The organism is Micrococcus porci, assembly GCF_020097155.1.
GTDB lineage: Bacteria > Actinomycetota > Actinomycetes > Actinomycetales > Micrococcaceae > Micrococcus > Micrococcus porci.
The window spans coordinates 822,940-840,147 of sequence record NZ_CP083691.1 but is presented as its reverse complement, the minus strand read 5'-3'; the positions used below and the strand labels follow the sequence as shown (position 1 = coordinate 840,147).

The window sequence follows — 17,208 nt, the reverse complement described above, 5'->3', positions numbered from 1 at the left end:
CGGAGCGGTGGACGCCGCAGACCCCCTTCCCCGGGCGTCCCGGATCGTATATGATCCGGGACTATGACGCAGAACACATCCCCCGCGACGCCCTCGGTGACCGAGCACGACTTCACGGTCCGGCAGAACCGCCCGGGCAAAGTCCTCGCCCTTCACCTGAACTACCCCTCGCGCATCGCCCAGCGCGGGCGCTCCCCCCAGTTCCCCGGGTACTTCATCAAGGCCGGCACCTCGATCGCCCGCTCGGGCGACGCCGTCGAGCGCCCCGCGGGCACCGAGCTGCTCGCCTACGAGGGCGAGATCGCCCTGATCATCGGCCGCACCGCCCGCCGCGTCCGCCCCGAGGAGGGCTGGTCGTACGTCTCCGGCATCACCGCCGCCAACGACTGGGGCCTCTACGACCTGCGCCACGCGGACAAGGGCTCCAACGTCAAGAACAAGTCCGGCGACGGCTACACCCCGCTGGGCCCCGCCGTCATCGCCGCCGCGAACCTCGACCCGGCCGCCCTGCGCGTGCGCACCTGGGTCAACGGCGCGCTCGTCCAGGACGACACCACCGAGGGCCTCGTCTTCCCGTTCGGCCAGCTCGTGGCCGACCTCTCCCAGCTGATGACGCTGGAGGAGGGCGACGTCATCCTCACCGGCACCCCCGCCGGCTCCTCCGTGGCCCAGCCCGGCGACGTCGTCGAGGTCGAGGTGGACGCCCCCACCGCCCCCGGCGCCCCCTCCACCGGCCGCCTCATCACGCACGTGACGGACTCGGACATCCCGATGGCCGACTACGGCCACGGCCCCCGGGTGGACGACCTGCAGCGCGAGGAGGCCTGGGGCTCCCGCGAGGCCGCCGGCCTCGCCCCCGTCGAGGACGCCCCGGCGCAGGACGACGCCGCCCCGGCGTCCACCGCGGTGGACGAGAACGGCCACTGGGTCGCGAGCGCCCCGCAGCCGGACCGCTCCCTGCTGACCCCGGAGCTGCGCGCCAAGATCGACGCCATCGCGGTGGCCACCCTCACCGCCCAGCTGCAGAAGCGCGGCATCCAGAACGCGACCATCGACGGCCCGCGCCCGATCCACCAGGGTCGGCGCGTCCTCGGCTACGCCAAGACCCTGCGCTACATCCCCAAGCGCGAGGACCTGTTCAAGGAGTTCGGCGGCGGCTTCAACGCCCAGAAGCGGGCCATCGACTCGGTGCAGCCGGACGACGTGGTGGTCATGGAGGCCCGTGGCGAGCACGGCACCGGCACCCTCGGGGACGTCCTGGCCCTGCGCGCCCAGGTGAACGGCGCGAACGCCGTGATCACGGACGGCGGCATCCGCGACTCCGCCGCCGTGGCCGAGGTCGGCCTCCAGGTCTACGCCGGCGCCACGCACCCGGCCGTGCTGGGCCGCCGTCACATCCCGTGGGAGGTCGGCGGCACCATCGCCTGCGGCGGCACCACCGTGCAGCCCGGGGACATCATCGTCGGTGACGACGACGGTGTGGTGGTCGTCCCGCCGTCCCTGCTCCAGGAGGTCGTGGACGACGCCTACGAGCAGGAGCTCCAGGACGCCTGGGCGTACGAGCAGGTCAAGGCCGGCCACCCGGTGGACGGCATGTTCCCGCCGAACGCCGAGTGGAAGGCGAAGTTCGACGAGTACCGCAAGACCCTGCCGGACGCCCCGGCCCCGGAGGGCGACGCCTGAGCATGCGCCGGACGGACATCGGAACGCTCGGCCTCGCCGGCACCCCCGTCTCCAAGGCGGACCGCGCCTACCAGGCGATCCTCGAGGGGATCAGGGACCAGCGCCACGAGCCGGGCGACCGGCTGGTGCTGTCCCAGATCGCCGCGGAGCTGGGCATGTCCGTGGTGCCCGTGCGGGAGGCGATCCGCCGCCTGCAGTCCGAGAACCTGGTCGCCTACGAGCGCAACGTGGGCGCCACCGTGGTGGGCATCGACCCGGTCGAGTACCGCCACACCATGGAGACGCTGGCGCTGGTGGAGGGATTCTCCACCGCCCAGTGCGCCCCGCACGTGACCGCCGAGGACCTCGCGGCGGCCCGCGACGTGAACGCGGCCATGCGCGCGATGACGGCGTCGGAGAAGGCCTGGGACCCGGTGGCGTTCACCGAGCTCAACCGCCGCTTCCACTCGATCCTGTTCGAGCATCACCAGAACGAGCACGTGCACGACCTGGTGCACCGCGGCTGGAACCGCCTGGCCGCGCTGCGCTCGTCCACGTTCGCGTACGTGCCCGGCCGAGCGGTGGCCTCCGTGGACGAGCACGAGCACCTGCTGCGCCTGATCGAGGACGGGGCGCGCTTCGAGGAGATCGAGGCCGCCGCCCGCGCCCACCGCCTGAACACCCTGCACGCCTACCTGGAGCACAGCGCCGAGCCGTCCGCGTGACCGCCGGCCGGACCGGTGCCGACGCCGTCGGCTCCAGACCCCGACCATCCGCCCCCGAAGCACTCAGCGAAAGAGACACCATGACGGAGAAGACCAGCATCGCCGCCCGCACGCCCGAGGGCATGCCCGACGTCATCCGCCACTACATCGACGGCGAGTTCGTCGACTCGATCGACGGCGACACCTTCGACGTCCTCGACCCGGTGACCAACGAGCCGTACATCAAGGCCGCCTCCGGCAAGTCCGCGGACGTGGACGCCGCCGTCGCCGCCGCGAAGCGGGCCTTCGAGTCCGGCGAGTGGTCCCAGGCCCTGCCGCGCCAGCGCTCCCGCGTGCTACACCGGATCGCCGACATCATGGAGACCCGCGGCGACCAGCTGGCCGAGATGGAGTGCTTCGACACCGGTCTGCCGATCAAGCAGGCGAAGGGCCAGGCCGCCCGCGCCGCCGAGAACTTCCGCTTCTTCGCGGACCTGATCGTGGCCCAGCACGACGACACCTTCAAGGTGCCGGGCCGCCAGATCAACTACGTGAACCGCAAGCCGATCGGCGTCGCCGGCCTGATCACCCCGTGGAACACCCCGTTCATGCTGGAGTCCTGGAAGCTGGCCCCGGCCATCGCCACCGGCAACTCCGTGGTCCTGAAGCCGGCGGAGTTCACCCCGCTCTCGGCCTCCCTGTGGGGCGGGATCTTCGAGGAGGCCGGCCTGCCGACGGGCGTGTTCAACATGGTGCATGGCTTCGGCGAGGAGGGCTACGCCGGCGACCCGCTCGTCAAGCACCCGGACGTGCCGCTGATCTCCTTCACCGGCGAGTCCCGCACCGGCCAGATCATCTTCGCCAACGCCGCCCCGCACCTGAAGGGCCTGTCCATGGAGCTCGGCGGCAAGTCCCCGGCCGTGGTGTTCGAGGACGCGGACCTGGACGCGGCGATCGACGCGACCATCTTCGGCGTGTTCTCCCTGAACGGCGAACGCTGCACCGCCGGCTCCCGCATCCTGGTCCAGCGCTCCGTCTACGACGAGTTCGTGGAGCGCTACGCCGCCCAGGCCTCCCGTGTGAAGGTCGGCCTGCCGGACGACGAGACCACCGAGGTCGGCGCCATCGTGCACCCGGAGCACTTCGAGAAGGTCATGTCCTACGTGGAGATCGGCAAGGCCGAGGCCCGCCTGGTGGCCGGCGGCGGTCGCCCGGAGGGCTTCCCCGAGGGCAACTTCGTGCAGCCCACCGTGTTCGCGGACGTGGCCCCGGACGCCCGGATCTTCCAGGAGGAGATCTTCGGCCCGGTCGTGGCGATCACCCCCTTCGACACGGAGGAGGAGGCCCTGCAGCTGGCCAACAACACCAAGTACGGCCTGGCCGCCTACATCTGGACCAATGACCTCAAGCGCGCCCACAACTTCGCGCAGGACGTGGAGGCCGGCATGGTGTGGCTGAACTCCAACAACGTGCGCGACCTGCGCACCCCGTTCGGCGGCGTGAAGGCCTCCGGCCTGGGCCACGAGGGCGGCTACCGCTCGATCGACTTCTACACCGACCAGCAGGCCGTGCACATCAACCTCGGCGAGGTCCACAACCCGGTGTTCGGCAAGCAGGAGTCCAAGGAGACCGGCGACGCCTGAGCCTGACCCCTCCCCCGAGCGCTTTCGTTCGAGAAACGGACGGCGTGTCGCCCCCTTTCGTGCGGGAGATGCACACCCGTCACGACGCCGGCCCCGCACCCCCACGTGGAGGTGCGGGGCCGGCGTCGTCCCGGGCTGCAGCGCCACCGCCCTGCCCTTCCACCCCACCGCATCGGCCGCGTCCCGGCCCACTTCCCAGCGGGCGCAGGATCATATACGATCCATTCCCGAGCGTGGCCTGCACCACATTTCCTCCCGCCGCACGGACCCCGGCCCGCCGGCACCGCCTGAACCAGGAGAGACCATGAGCAACCTCGAGTCCCGCAAGAAGACCTCCTCCGGCTTCTTCGTCACCGAAGAGGCCCCCATCACCCCCGCGAACCCGCTGCCGACGCCGAAGGCCGAGGCCCCGGACATCCTGCGCTGCGCGTCCATGGAGCTCGTGGTCACCGACCTCGCCGCGTCCCGCCACTTCTACGTGGACGTGCTCGGCCTCGTGGTCACCGAGGAGGACGAGGAGACCGTCTACCTCCGCTCCATGGAGGAGTTCATCCACCACAACCTGATCCTCCGCAAGGGCGAGACCGCCGCCGTCGCCGCATTCTCCTACCGCGTGCGCACCCCCGAGGACCTGGACAAGGCCGTGGCCTTCTACACCGAGCTCGGCTGCCGCGTGGAGCGGAACAAGGACGGCTTCGTGAAGGGCGTCGGCGACTCCGTGCGCGTCGAGGACCCGCTGGGATTCCCCTACGAGTTCTTCTTCGAGACCGAGCACGTGGAGCGCCTCGCCTGGCGCTACGACCTCTACACCCCGGGCGCCCTGGTCCGCCTGGACCACTTCAACCAGGTCACCCCGGACGTGCCCCGCGCCGCCAAGTTCATGCAGGACCTGGGCTTCCGCGTCACCGAGGACATCCAGGACGAGCAGGGCACCGTGTACGCCGCGTGGATGCGCCGCAAGCCCACCGTGCACGACACCGCCATGACCGGCGGCGACGGCCCCCGCATGCACCACGTCTGCTTCGCCACCCACGAGAAGCACAACATCCTGGCGATCTGCGACAAGCTCGGCGCCCTGCGCATGTCCGACCACATCGAGCGCGGCCCGGGCCGCCACGGCGTCTCCAACGCCTTCTACCTGTACCTGCGCGACCCGGACGGCCACCGCGTCGAGGTCTACACCCAGGACTACTACACGGGCGACCCGGACAACCCCGTGGTCACCTGGGACGTGCACGACAACCAGCGCCGCGACTGGTGGGGCACCCCGGTCGTGCCGTCCTGGTACACCGACGCCTCCCGCGTCCTCGACCTGGACGGCAACCTGCAGCCGCTGGTCGCCCGCACCGACGACTCCGAGATGGCCGTGACCATCGGCGCCGACGGCTTCTCCTACACCCGCGAGGACGAGGGCGAGGAGTCCATGCCCGAGTACAAGCAGGGCGAGTACAAGCTGGGGAACCAGCTCTGACCCGAGCGCGCTCAGTCGTCCGACATCGACCCTCCCGACCCTCGCAGGGCCTCGGGAGGGTCGATGTCGGACGAGTGGACGCAGAGGCGGGGGCTCAGCGGGCGGAGTCCGCCTCGAGGCCCTCGGCGAGCGCGGCCCGCATGCCGTCGGCGTCCAGCCGCACGCCGAAGACCGGCCCGTCCGGCTCGAGCAGCGGGGCCGCGGCGGAGGGGCCCGGGACCGGGTCGAAGCCGAGCGAGTCCACGTAGGCGGAGGCGCGGGCCACGGCGTCGTCGTCGGAGCCGACCACGGCCAGGGCGCGCCGGCCGGCGGCGCCGTGCTCCCGCGCGTCGGCGAGCAGCTCCGCGTAGGCGGCGTGGTTGAGGGACTTGACCACGCGCACCCCCGGGGCGCGCGCGGCCCACACGTCCGCGTCCATGCGGTGCTCGGAGTCCGGCCCGTCCGGCTCGAGCAGCGGGGCCGCGGCGGAGGGGCCCGGGACCGGGTCGAAGCCGAGCGAGTCCACGTAGGCGGAGGCGCGGGCCACGGCGTCGTCGTCGGAGCCGACCACGGCCAGGGCGCGCCGGCCGGCGGCGCCGTGCTCCCGCGCGTCGGCGAGCAGCTCCGCGTAGGCGGCGTGGTTGAGGGACTTGACCACGCGCACCCCCGGGGCGCGCGCGGCCCACACGTCCGCGTCCATGCGGTGCTCGGAGTCCGGCCCGTCCGTGTACTCCCACGCGTTGGTGGCGTCCACGACGATGCCGCGCGCGGCCGTCAGGTCCAAGCCCGCCAGGGCAGGCTGGGGCACGGCGAGGACGACGACGTCCGCCTCCTGGAGCAGCTCTGCCAGGGGCACGGCGCGGGCCTCCGGGAGGACGCTCTCCAGGACGAGGCCGAACACGGGGTCATCGGGGCGGTCGGCGACGAGGATCCGGTGCCCGGCCTCGGCGGTGAGGCGTCCGATGGCCGAGCCGAGCTTGCCCAGGCCGATCAGGCCGACGGTCATGGTGTCATTCATGTTTGAAATAACTCCGGCCCCTTGGTTGTTGTTCCCGATGCAGGAAGCCTCGCATGAGACGGTCCCCACATCCGGGCGGCCGCGCATCGGCCAGGAGAGGCAGCACACCATGGACGTGAAGTTCCACATCGACACCTTCGGCGACCGCACCAGCACCCTGGACGGCGAGCTGGAGTCGCACGCGCAGGGCGTGCGCCACGTCGTCGAGCTGGCGGAGACCGCCGAGCAGGCGGGCGTCGACGGCATCACCATCGGCGAGCACCACCGCGACGACTACACCGTCTCCGCCCCGGACATGGTGCTGGCCACCATCGCCGGCCGCACCGAGAGGCTGACCCTGGGCACGGGCGTCACCGTGCTCTCCTCCGACGACCCCGTGCGCGTCTACGAGCGCTTCGCCACCCTCGACGCGCTCTCCTCCGGCCGCGCCGAGGCGATCGTGGGCCGCGGCTCCTTCACCGAGTCCTTCCCGCTGTTCGGCTACGAGCTCTCCGACTACGAGGAGCTGTTCGAGGAGAAGCTGGCCCTGTTCGCCGAGCTGCGCGCCGAGCAGCCGAACCCCGTGTCCTGGACCGGCAAGCTCACCCAGAACCTGGAGGACGTGGTCCTCTATCCGCCGCTGGAGGGTGCCGAGCCGCTGAAGGCGTGGGTCGCCGTCGGCGGCTCCCCGCAGTCCGTGATCCGCGCCGCCGGCCACGACCTGCCCCTGATGCTCGCGATCATCGGCGGCCCGTCCGCGCGGTTCGCCCCGTTCGCCAAGCTCTACCGCGACGCGCGCGAGAAGTTCGGCCACGCGGGCGAGACGCAGGTGGGCTTCCACATGATCGGCCACATCGCGGAGACCGACGAGGCCGCCCTCGAGCAGTTCGCCCCGCACTACCTGGAGCACCACAAGCGCCTCGGCGCGGAGCGCGGCTGGGGCTCCATGGGCATGGAGGGGCTGATGCACGAGGTGCGCCACTCCCTCATGGGCGTGGGATCCCCCGAGACCGTGGCCAAGAAGATCGCCCGCGGGATCGCCGACCTCGACGCGACCCGGGTGAACTTCAAGGTCCAGCACGGGCCCATCCCCCACGAGTACAACCGCCGCTCCGTGGAGCTGTTCGGCGAGAAGGTCATCCCGCTCGTGAAGGACATGCTGGCCGCGTCCTGACCGGGGTGGCCGACGACGACGCGGCGCCACCGCCCGGCGACCCGACCGTGACCCGGACCACACGCCCGCGACCCGCAACGTATACGATTGAGGGGGCGCGGGCGCCGTCGCTCCCCCGCCGACGCCGACGTCGTGAGGAGACATCGTGCTGGACCATGCCACCCATGTGAAGATCGCCGACGAGCTGTTCGAGGCCGGCCGGGCCGGCACGCCGGTCCCGCTGCTCACCGCACGGTACGCGGACATGGAGGTCGAGGACTCCTACGCGGTCCAGCGCATCTGGGCGGAGCGCCGCGTCGAGGCGGGCCGCCGCGTCGTCGGCCACAAGATCGGCCTGACGTCCAAGGCCATGCAGGCCGCCACCGGCATCACCGAGCCCGACTACGGCGTGATCTTCGACGACCAGGTCTTCGAGTCCGGCCACGTCTACGAGACGGCGCGCATCACCAACCCGCGCATCGAGATGGAGCTGGCCTTCGTGCTCAAGGCGGAGCTGCGCGGCCCGCACGTGAACCTCTTCGACGTCCTGCGCGCCACCGAGTACGTGGTCCCCGCGCTGGAGATCCTCGACGCGCACATCGAGCTGGCCGGCCGCACCATCGTCGACACCATCGCGGACAACGCCGCCCTGGGCTCCATGGTGCTCGGCGGCCGCCCCGTCGCCCCCGACGCCGTGGACCTGCGCTGGGTGGCCGGCACCCTCTCCCGCAACCAGACCATCGAGGAGACCGGCGTGGCCGCGGGCGTGCTCAACCACCCGGGCAACGGCGTGCACTGGCTGGCCAACCGCCTCGGCGAGCACGGCGACGCCCTCGCGGCCGGGGAGATCGTGCTGGCCGGCTCCTTCACCCGCCCCATGCACGTCTCCGCCGGGGACACCGTCACCGCGGACTACGGCCCCCTGGGCACCGTCACCTGCTTCTTCGCCTGAGCCGTCCGCACCCCGCCGACCGCCGCCCGCACCCCCGAGAGGACCCCCATGCCCGTCCGTCTGAACGCCCAGCCCCTGGTCCGCGACCTCTTCACCCCCGAGGCGCGCGCGGCCCGGGGCGGCCGGCCCGCGGCGGGCATGTTCCTCAGCTCCGGCGACGTCACGGCCGCGGAGATCTGCGCCGGCGCCGGCATGGACTACCTCCTGATCGACGGCGAGCACGCCCCCCTCTCCCTGGAGAGCGTGCTCGCGCAGCTGCGCGCGGTCGCCGGCTACGGGGTGCCCGTGATGACGCGGGTGCCGTCCCTGGACGCGGTCCTCGTCAAGCAGTTCCTGGACCTGGGCGCCCAGACCCTGCTGGTGCCGATGGTCGACACCGCCGAGCAGGCCGCGGAGGCCGTGCGCGCAGTGCGCTACCCCCCGCACGGGGTCCGCGGCGTCGGCTCCGCCCTGGCCCGCTCGGGCCGCTGGAACCGGATCGACGGCTACCTGACGCACGACGCCGACCACGTGGGCCTGTTCGTGCAGATCGAGACCGCCGCCGGAGTGGAGAACGCCCGCTCCATCGCGGAGACGTCCGGCGTGGACGGCATCTTCGTGGGGCCCTCGGACCTCTCCGCGTCCATGGGGCTGATCGGGCAGCAGACCCACCCGGACGTGGTGGCGGCCGTGCAGTCCGTGATCGCCGCCGCCAACGCGGCCGGCACCGTGGTGGGCGTCAACGCGTTCGCCGAGCCGCAGGCCCGCGCCTACGCCGAGGCCGGCGCGGACTTCGTGAACGTGGGCGCCGACGTCGCCCTCCTGGCCCGCGCCGCCGAGGCCCTCGCGGACACCTGGTGCCCGACCCCCGAGGCCGCGGCCGACGACGACGCCGGGTCCCGCGCGTCGTACTGAGGGGGCGCGCCTCCTCCCCCATCCCCACTGACTCGTCCGAAACCGACCCTCCGGTCTGGCCATCTGCGCTGACTCGTCCGAAACCGACCCTCCGGGGGCCTGCTGCCCCGCAGTGCGTCGCTTTCGGACGAGTCACTGCCGGGCGAGCCGAAGAATCCGTGCCGCCACAGGACCGAGGCCAGCGTGGACGTCGGCGGCCACGACCTTGATCACCGTCCAGCCGTGGTCGGCGCACCAGCGGTCCCGCCGGACGTCGCGCTCCTGCTGCTCCCGCGTCCGGTGCCGGGCGCCCTCGTACTGCACCACCACCCTCCACTGCGGGAACGCCAGATCCACCACCGGTCCCTTGGCGCCGTCCTCGCCCCACAGCCGCACCTGCACCTCGGGCTCCGGCAGGCCCTGATCCACCAGCGCCAGTCGCGTGCGGGTCTCCATGGGCGAGGCCACGTCCTCCCGCATGCGCTCCGCGACCTCGCGCGCAGCCCGCACGCCGCGGAACCGGCCCCTCCGCCCCAGCGCCTCTCGGAGCGCTGCGGCCGAGTGCTCCCCCGGCAGGAAGCCGTGCTCGTCGTCCCAGCCGGGCGCCATGACCGCGTCCGCGACGACGACCAGGTCCTCCACGCTCAGCCGCGGATGCAGCGAGCACAGGTCCCACAGGGTGCGCGGCGGCGTCGTCACCCGCACCCCGGCCACCAGCGCGACGTCCAGCGCCGGGATGCCGGCCTGGTGCGCCACCAGTCCCCGTCGCCGGGTTCGCCCCGCTCCGGCGGTGAAGGTCAGGTGCACGTCCCGCTCGTCCGCCGCCCACGCGGGGAGGGGCAGCCCGTGCAGGCGCGCCGCAGTGGTGTGGGAGACGACGGCGTGCGGCACCATCCGCTGATAGGCCCGGACCTCCTCGGGCAGCCAGCCGCGCTCCGCCGCGGTCGCGTCGCCCGTGGAGCCGGACGCGCTTCGGGGGCGGTGGATCCCGTGGGCGACGCGCCGCAGGTCGGGTGAGCGCACACGCTGAGCGGGAGCACCGGCGGCGAGGAGCTCCCGGGTGGTGAAGGGCCCGGAGATGAGAGAGTCCGGCAGGGCGACGGGACGAAGCGGCATGACCCCACGGTGGACGGGCCGAGGCGGTCGGACGTGGTCAGGACCGGACTGCTGGGGACGGCGGCCGGGTCGTGGTGCACGGTGCAGGACCTGTCCGGGCCGGCGACACGCGCACAGCGTCGTCCGCACCGACCGACGCACGGCTGGCTCCGTCCGACCCCATGGTTCACTCGGCCGAAACCGACTCACTGAGGATGGGCGAGCTCGTGAGAGCGTCGAGTTCGGCCGACTCGGCGCGGGGGCTGGGGCCGGCGACCGGGCAGGGCTGGGACGGTCGACTGCCGCGCCGTAGCGTGGCCCCATGCCCGTTCCCGCGCTGCAGCACCGCTTCGCGGACCGCCTGCCCGAGCTCGCCGTCCCATGGCAGGCCCGGCCCGCCCCGGCCCCGACGCTCGCCGCGCTGAACGCGCCGCTGGCCGCCGAGCTCGGCCTGGACCCCGCATGGCTGGCGACCGACGCCGGACTGGCGTTCCTCACGGGCACGGAGCCGGGACCCGGCGCGCGGCCCGTGGCGCAGGCCTATGCCGGCCACCAGTTCGGCTCCTACTCCCCCCTGCTCGGCGACGGCCGCGCCCTGCTGCTCGGCGAGCTCACCGCCCCGGACGGCACCCTCCACGACGTCCACCTCAAAGGGTCCGGCCTCACCCCGTTCTCCCGGGAGGGCTCCGACGGGCTCGCCGCGCTCGGCCCGATGCTCCGCGAGCTGGTGGTCTCCGAGGCCCTCCACGCGCTCGGCATCCCGACCACGCGGGCGCTCGCCGTCGTCGCCACGGGCGGCCCGGTGCGCCGGCAGCGCGTCCTGCCGGGCGCGGTGCTGGTGCGGGTGGCGGACTCGCACCTGCGCGTGGGCACGTTCCAGCACGCCGCGGCCCTGGTGCACGCCGGCCGCGCACCCGAGGACCTGCTCACCCGACTGGTCGCCGAGTCCCTGGAGCGGCACCATCCGGGCCACGCCGACGACGCCGCCCCCGCCCTGGCGCTGCTGCGGGCGGTGGTGGCGGCACAGGCGGAGCTCGTGGCGCGGTGGATGCTCATGGGGTTCGTGCACGGGGTGATGAACACAGACAACATGACGGTCTCCGGGCAGTCCATCGACTTCGGTCCGTGCGCGTTCCTCGACGGGTTCGACCCGGACGCGGTGTTCTCCTCGATCGACCGCGGCGGCCGGTACGCCTACGGGGCGCAGCCGCGGATCGCCCTGTGGAACCTCAACCGGTTCGCGGAGACCCTGCTGCCGCTGCTCGCCCCGGACCCCGAGGCCGCCGTCGCGGCGGCGGAGGAGGCCCTGGGCGGTTTCGCCCCCGCGTTCGACGCCGCCTGGCAGGGCGGCCTGGCCGCCAAGCTGGGGCTGGCCCGCTCGGCGGACTCAGACGCCCTCGCCGCGGAGCTGCTGCGGCTCCTCGCGCAGGACCGCGCGGACTGGACGGCCTCGTGGGCGAACCTCTCCGACCTCCCCCTCCCCGCGGACTGGCTCGCCCGGTGGCGGGCCCTGGACCCCGACCCGGAGCTCGCCCGCGCCGCGAACCCGCTGCGGGTGCCGCGCAACCGGCCCCTGCAGGCCGCCCTGGACGCGGCCGAGGACGGCGACCTGGCCGACGTCGAACGGATCCTGGCGGCGGTGCGGGAGCCGTTCACCCCGCGGGCGGACGCGTCGGACCTCGACGTCCCCCCGGCTCCCGGCGCCGGCGGGGAGGCCCCGTTCGTCACCTTCTGCGGGACGTGAGCCGCGCGGCCGGGGTGAGCACGTGACGACGGTCCGCTGACGAGCGCGCCGCGCAGGGCGGGGGCCGACGTCGTCCCGCGCCCGGTGCTCAGCCGCGCAGCAGCGCCTTGACCGGCACGCTGGGGTCGGCGAGCCGCTCGGGGTCCACGACGATCCCGCGGTCCACGATCCGCCGCGCCGCCTTGACGGCCATCGGGTCGTCGACGGAGGCGGCACCGACCATCGCGCCGTCGGCCGCGAGCGCGAAGGACGCGACCACCGTGCCGCGCACCTCGCGGTCCACGATCCGCCCGCCCTCCGGCGGGCGCATGGCGCCCACGCCCTCGACGTGCACCCCGTGCCGGTCCGACCAGAACCACGGGGCGCCCCGCTCGGGGAGGTCCTCGCCCAGGAGCGCGGCGGCGGCATCGGCGGCGTCCTGCAGGGCGGGCTCCCAGTGCATGGCCGGGGCGGCGTACGCCGCGTCCCGACGCCGAGCCGCGTCGCCCACCGCGAGCACGCGGGGATCGGAGGTGCGCTGGGCGGCGTCGACGAGGATGCCGCCGTCCACGGCGAGTTCGAGGCCCGCCTCGGCGGCCAGGGCGGCGTCGGGGAGGATGCCCACGGCCGCCACCACGAGGTCCGCGTCCAGGGCGGCCTCCCCGCCGTCGGCGAGGGCCACGTGGACGCGGTGGGGCGCGTCGAGACCCGGGGCGTCGTCGGCATGCTCGATGCGCAGGACCCGGCCCTGCACGACGTCCACTCCGCGTGCGGCGTGCAGGGCGTGGAGGCGGGCGGCGAGGGCCGGACCCACCGCCGCGGCGGCCGGGGCCGGGCTCGCGGACACCAGGGTCACCTCGGCCATCGCCTCCCGGGCGGCGGAGGCCACCTCGGAGCCGGTGAGCCCCGCGCCGACCACCACGACGCGCGCCCCGAAGTGCAGGCGCGCGGCGATCGCCTCGGCGTCGGCGCGGGTGCGCAGGACCAGCACGCCGGGGCGGTCCCCGCCGGGCACGTCCAGCGGGCGGGGACGCCCGCCGGGGGCCAGCACGACGGCGTCGGCGGCACGGACGGTGCCGTCATCGAGCACCGCCGCGGGGTGCTCCCCGGTCAGGTCCATACGGTCCACCCGGGCGGTCACCAGCTCCACGGCGTGCTCGGCGAACCACGCCGGAGGGGCGAACAGCAGCCGGTGCGCGTCCGTCTCCCCCGTGAGGAAGTCCTTGGACAGCGGCGGCCGGTCGTAGGGCAGGCCCTGCGGATCCACCAGGGTCAGCTTCCCCTCGAACCCGCGGCGGCGCAGCTCCCGCACCGTGCCGAAGCCGGCGACGCCGCCGCCCACCACCAGCACGGAGGCGGGCACGGTCACTCGCCGTCCTCGACGGTGAGCCACAGGTCGCCGTCGCGCTCCTCCACGCGGTGGGTGCCCACGGGCTTCGTGGCGGGCAGGGAGAGCGCCTCGCCGGTGCGCAGGTCGAACGAAGCGCCGTGCAGCGGGCACTCGACGCGGCAATCCTCCACGAACCCCTCGGAGAGCGCGTAGTCCTGGTGGGTGCAGGTGTTGTCGATCGCGTAGAACGCGCCGTCCTCCGCGTGGAAGACGCCGATGTGGTCCTTGGTGCCCGTGGTGTCGTTGGGGACCAAGAGGGACTCGCCCTCCGGGACGGCCGACGCCGGGCCGACGTTGATCTCGCGTGACATGGGGTGCTCCTCGGGGTCGCGGGCTGCGCTCGGTGGTGGCCGGCGCCTTCGCTCCACACTACGACGCCGCTCCCGCCGCGGCCTGGTCGCTCACCCCTGGCTGTGGAGCCGTCCGTCCTCGAGGTGCCACCGCTGGTCGCAGGCGGCGGCGACCTCGGGGTCGTGGGTGACCACCACCACGGCCCGCTGTGGGCCGACCGCCGAGCGCAGCAGCTTGACGACGTCGCGGGTGCGCGCCTGGTCCAGCGCGCCGGTGGGCTCATCGGCCAGCACCAGCGGCGGGTCGTTGATCAGCGCCCGCGCCACCGCCACGCGCTGCTTCTCCCCGCCGGAGAGGGTGCGGGCCCGGTGGTGCGCGCGATCGGCCAGGCCGACCCGGTCGAGCGCCAGCGCGGCGCGACGGCGCTGCTCGGCCCGGGAGCCTCCGCCCGGCCCGTAGCGCAGGGGCAGCAGCACGTTGTCCAGGGCCGTGGCGTGCTCCATGAGGGCGAAGTCCTGGAGGACGATCCCGCACCGCCGGTTGCGGTGCCGGTCCCCACCGCGGCTCCAGGGCGGCGGCAACGGGACCCCCTCGAGCAGGACCTCTCCGGCGTCCGGGGAGTCCAGGCACGCGAGGATCCGCAGCAGGGTGGACTTGCCGGAGCCGGAGGGCCCGGTGACGGCATGCATCTGCCCGGCCGGCACGCTCAGGGACACCCCGCGCAGCACGGGGACCTCCGAGGCGGCAGTGGTGAAGGACTTGTCCACGTCGTGGACCTCGAGCAGGCTCATGCGGCCTCCTTCGTCGTCGTGCGGGTCGGGGTGCGGCGCCGTGGACCGAAGGTCGCGGCCAGGGCACGCCAGGAGGAGAGGGCGGCCCAGCAGCCGACACCGAGCACCAGGGCGAGGGCCACCGCCGCCAGTGCGGTGGGCGACGGTCCGGGCACGGCGGCCGCCCCCGCCAGCAGGCCCAGGCCCGCCGGCAGCACCCAGGCGAGCAGCACCGGCACGGCGATCCGCACCGCCGCCTGCCAGCGTGCGGCCCCGACCATGGCCGCGATCCGCCAGGTCGGGGCGAGGGCCCGTGCGAGGACCCCGAGGGCGCCGAACAGGGAGACCACCGCCCCCAGGACGGCCGACCCGAAGAGGAGGACCAGGGTGCGTGAGCTGGAGGTCAGCGACTGCAGCAGGCCCGAGGACTCGGCGGTGAGGGGTTGAGCCGCGACCAGCAGGCGCTCGGATTCGAAGGGGCGGGCAGAGGCGTCCAGCACCGGGACAGCGTCCGGGCCGAGCACCACCGTGCGCAGCAGCAGGGCTTCCAGCTCCTCGGCGGGGTAGAGGCCGGGCAGGCTCGCCGCCGGGAGGACGATGAGCGCGGCCTCGTCCAGCGGCACCGAGCCCATCATCGGGTCCAGTGTGGTGGCCCCCTGGGCCAGGCGGCCCACCACCGGGATCATCGCGCCCTGGAACTGCACCCGCGTCGTCGGAGGCGGCGCGCCGTCCACGAGCAGAGCGTGGGGGTCCTTCGCCCGGGAGGCGCTGCCGAGGACCGCGTAGGGCGCGGGCGCACCGTCCGAGTCCCGGGGAACGGCCGCCCCGGTGGGCGTCATCGAGTCATCCACCCCCGTGGCTCGGAGGAAGTCCTCGGTCACCACCATCGCCCCGGGCAGGTCATCGCCGAAGCGATCCCCGTACGGGTCCATGGTGTATGCCAGCCGCTGCGGGTCCTCCAGCAGGGACAGCAGGCCGGCGGTCCGTGAGGCCGCCCCGGCCTCCCCCTCGGGGTCGAGGACGGGGGTCTCGTCTAGTCCGTCCTGCAGCGTCGGCGTCATGCCCTCAGCCGCGGGGCGTGCGCTCACCCCGGCCAGGTAGATCCCGTGCAGCGACGCCGCGCCCTGCTGCTCCCAGCGATGCAGGTGGGCGCTGACCTCGCCGGCCTCGCTCACCTGCTGGAAGGAGAGACCGAGGAGCAGGCAGGAGACGACCGCGTGGAGGAACGCCCCGAGGATCAGCGGCCAGAATCGGGCGGCGTCGTTCAGGCCGTCGGCGAGGGCCACTGCGAGGGCTCGCGTGCTCATCGTGGCACCCGCTTCATCCACAGCGCGCCCACGTGGGTGAGCGCGACGAGGGCGGCGTCGGCCAGGATGGCACCCGCCACGATGAGGGCGGCCGTTCCCGGCGCCGGCGTCGTCAGGGTGCCGCTGAGGATCATGCCCAGCCACAGCGCCGCGGCGAGCGCCGCGGCCGCGGCAAACGGGACGGCGCTGGCCGCCCAGCGGGACGCGGCGGCGCGCAGGGGTGAGACGCCGAGCAGCCGCAGCACCCGCACGGCGGGGCGCTGCCCGGCATGGAGCGTGAGGGCCCAGAAGGCCGTGACGCTCAGGCATGTCAGGGCCGTCAGCCCGGTGGTCGCGCTGAGGGTGGGCGCGCGGAGGGCGGCCTCTGCTGCAGTGGCAGCTGGCGCAGCCTCCACCTCAAGGCCGGACTCGCGCAGGCGGCGCACGAGATCCTCGATCTCGCCTGCGTCTCCCACGAGGAATCCCACGTAGGAGCTGGAGTCGTCGAACACGGGCGTCGGCTGGATGAGGCTGACCGAGGGCAGCCCCCGCCAGCGGTCGGGCGGGACGACGACGGCCGGCCGGGTGGCCAACTCCCCGTCCTGCCCGGCACGGGCCGCGAGCATGCCCCCGCCACGGACCAGGAACCCGCCGGCCTCGCGAGTGGATCCGAGGGTCTGCTCGTCCACGCCCGTCAGACACGAGGCTGCGGGCCCCGCCACATGGAACAGGCCCGGATCGGCCCCCGTCACCATCGCGGTGAGGTCACGGCCGGTCAGAGCGGCCTCCAGCGCAGACCAGACGCGGTCGGCGCCGACCACGTTGACATCCCACACGGCTTCACCGCAGCCCTCCGCCCCGAAGTACTGCTGGCGATGGACGGACATGGAGCCCGCAATGCCCAGGGCCAGCCCACACAGCGCCGTCAGGAGAACGGCGCGCGTGAGCAGCCGGCCGAGCAGTCCAGTCCCCATGCCCGTCCGCCGCCTTCGTCAGTTCCCGTCGACCGGCTCAGACAACGCCCCATACGGGACATCGTTGAGGTCGAAGTTGAAGTAGGTCCTCGGAGCGTTGAGCCCCAGGGAGTCCCCGAACGTGGTCGAGCAGCTCACCGTCTGTCCGCACCTGCTGTCGCCCATGCCGCGCTCTTCGTGAACATGCTCATGATGGCCTCCTTGCCATCAGACACTCAGAGAGCCGCGATGATCCCCTGTGACGT

The 17,208-nt window shown here is 73.6% G+C and carries 15 protein-coding genes; 8 read left to right on the top strand and 7 right to left on the bottom strand.

The genetic code is table 11. From position 1 onward, the window contains the following. Positions 1-63 precede the first annotated feature (63 nt). From KW076_RS04055 to hpaD, 4 genes are all read left to right on the top strand, one after another. Entirely contained in the window at positions 64-1,683 is a 1,620-nt protein-coding gene (locus KW076_RS04055; RefSeq protein ID WP_224356328.1) for a fumarylacetoacetate hydrolase family protein, read from the top strand. A 2-nt stretch (positions 1,684-1,685) separates the two neighbouring features. Beyond that, positions 1,686-2,387 (top strand): GntR family transcriptional regulator, encoded by a 702-nt coding sequence (locus KW076_RS04050; protein ID WP_224356327.1) that lies wholly within the window; start codon positions 1,686-1,688, stop codon positions 2,385-2,387. Between the two features lie 80 nt (positions 2,388-2,467). Beyond that, positions 2,468-4,009 carry a 5-carboxymethyl-2-hydroxymuconate semialdehyde dehydrogenase gene (gene hpaE, locus KW076_RS04045; protein WP_224356326.1) on the top strand — a complete coding sequence of 514 codons (1,542 nt, stop codon included), beginning with the start codon at positions 2,468-2,470 and terminating at the stop codon, positions 4,007-4,009. A 304-nt stretch (positions 4,010-4,313) separates the two neighbouring features. After that, positions 4,314-5,480: a 3,4-dihydroxyphenylacetate 2,3-dioxygenase gene (hpaD, locus tag KW076_RS04040; RefSeq protein WP_224356325.1), complete on the top strand. Its 1,167-nt coding sequence runs from the start codon at positions 4,314-4,316 to the stop codon at positions 5,478-5,480. Positions 5,481-5,574: 94 nt separating this feature from the next. On the opposite strand, the gene KW076_RS04035 is transcribed toward hpaD, so the two are convergent. Beyond that, positions 5,575-6,465: an NADPH-dependent F420 reductase gene (locus KW076_RS04035; protein WP_224356324.1), complete on the bottom strand. Its 891-nt coding sequence runs from the start codon at positions 6,463-6,465 to the stop codon at positions 5,575-5,577. A gap of 121 nt (positions 6,466-6,586) precedes the next feature. Between KW076_RS04035 and KW076_RS04030 the strand changes: the two genes are divergently transcribed. The 3 genes from KW076_RS04030 to KW076_RS04020 all read left to right on the top strand — a co-directional run bounded on the left by KW076_RS04030 (position 6,587) and on the right by KW076_RS04020 (position 9,455). Continuing rightward, on the top strand, positions 6,587-7,630 hold the full coding sequence (locus tag KW076_RS04030; protein WP_224356323.1) for an LLM class flavin-dependent oxidoreductase: 1,044 nt from the start codon (positions 6,587-6,589) through the stop codon (positions 7,628-7,630). 145 nt (positions 7,631-7,775) lie between these two features. Beyond that, complete coding sequence (locus KW076_RS04025; RefSeq protein WP_224356322.1) at positions 7,776-8,561, top strand: FAA hydrolase family protein; 786 nt, start codon at positions 7,776-7,778, stop codon at positions 8,559-8,561. Between the two features lie 48 nt (positions 8,562-8,609). Next, a complete protein-coding gene (locus tag KW076_RS04020; protein WP_286670232.1) occupies positions 8,610-9,455 on the top strand; it encodes an HpcH/HpaI aldolase family protein in 846 nt (281 codons plus the stop codon). 132 nt (positions 9,456-9,587) lie between these two features. On the opposite strand, the gene KW076_RS12580 is transcribed toward KW076_RS04020, so the two are convergent. Then, a complete protein-coding gene (locus tag KW076_RS12580) occupies positions 9,588-10,550 on the bottom strand; it encodes a DUF559 domain-containing protein (protein ID WP_286670231.1) in 963 nt (320 codons plus the stop codon). Positions 10,551-10,851: 301 nt separating this feature from the next. Here KW076_RS12580 and KW076_RS04010 point away from each other — a divergent pair, with 301 nt between their 5' ends. Next, positions 10,852-12,273: a protein adenylyltransferase SelO gene (locus KW076_RS04010; protein ID WP_224356321.1), complete on the top strand. Its 1,422-nt coding sequence runs from the start codon at positions 10,852-10,854 to the stop codon at positions 12,271-12,273. Positions 12,274-12,361: 88 nt separating this feature from the next. Here the strand turns inward: KW076_RS04010 and KW076_RS04005 are convergent, their stop codons facing one another. From KW076_RS04005 to KW076_RS03985, 5 genes are all read right to left on the bottom strand, one after another. Continuing rightward, entirely contained in the window at positions 12,362-13,621 is a 1,260-nt protein-coding gene (locus KW076_RS04005; protein ID WP_224356320.1) for an NAD(P)/FAD-dependent oxidoreductase, read from the bottom strand. Continuing rightward, the gene (locus KW076_RS04000) at positions 13,618-13,953 is read right to left on the bottom strand and encodes a bifunctional 3-phenylpropionate/cinnamic acid dioxygenase ferredoxin subunit (protein ID WP_224356319.1); all 336 of its coding nucleotides are present in this window, start codon (positions 13,951-13,953) and stop codon (positions 13,618-13,620) included. Before KW076_RS04000 ends, KW076_RS04005 begins: the two co-directional genes overlap by 4 nt. Before the next feature lie 90 nt (positions 13,954-14,043). Continuing rightward, the gene (locus KW076_RS03995) at positions 14,044-14,724 is read right to left on the bottom strand and encodes an ABC transporter ATP-binding protein (protein ID WP_224356318.1); all 681 of its coding nucleotides are present in this window, start codon (positions 14,722-14,724) and stop codon (positions 14,044-14,046) included. After that, complete coding sequence (locus tag KW076_RS03990; RefSeq protein WP_224356317.1) at positions 14,721-16,010, bottom strand: hypothetical protein; 1,290 nt, start codon at positions 16,008-16,010, stop codon at positions 14,721-14,723. The genes KW076_RS03995 and KW076_RS03990 overlap by 4 nt, the downstream gene beginning before the upstream one ends. Then, complete coding sequence (locus tag KW076_RS03985) at positions 16,007-16,963, bottom strand: hypothetical protein (protein ID WP_224356316.1); 957 nt, start codon at positions 16,961-16,963, stop codon at positions 16,007-16,009. The genes KW076_RS03990 and KW076_RS03985 overlap by 4 nt, the downstream gene beginning before the upstream one ends. Between the last annotated feature and the right edge of the window lie 245 nt (positions 16,964-17,208).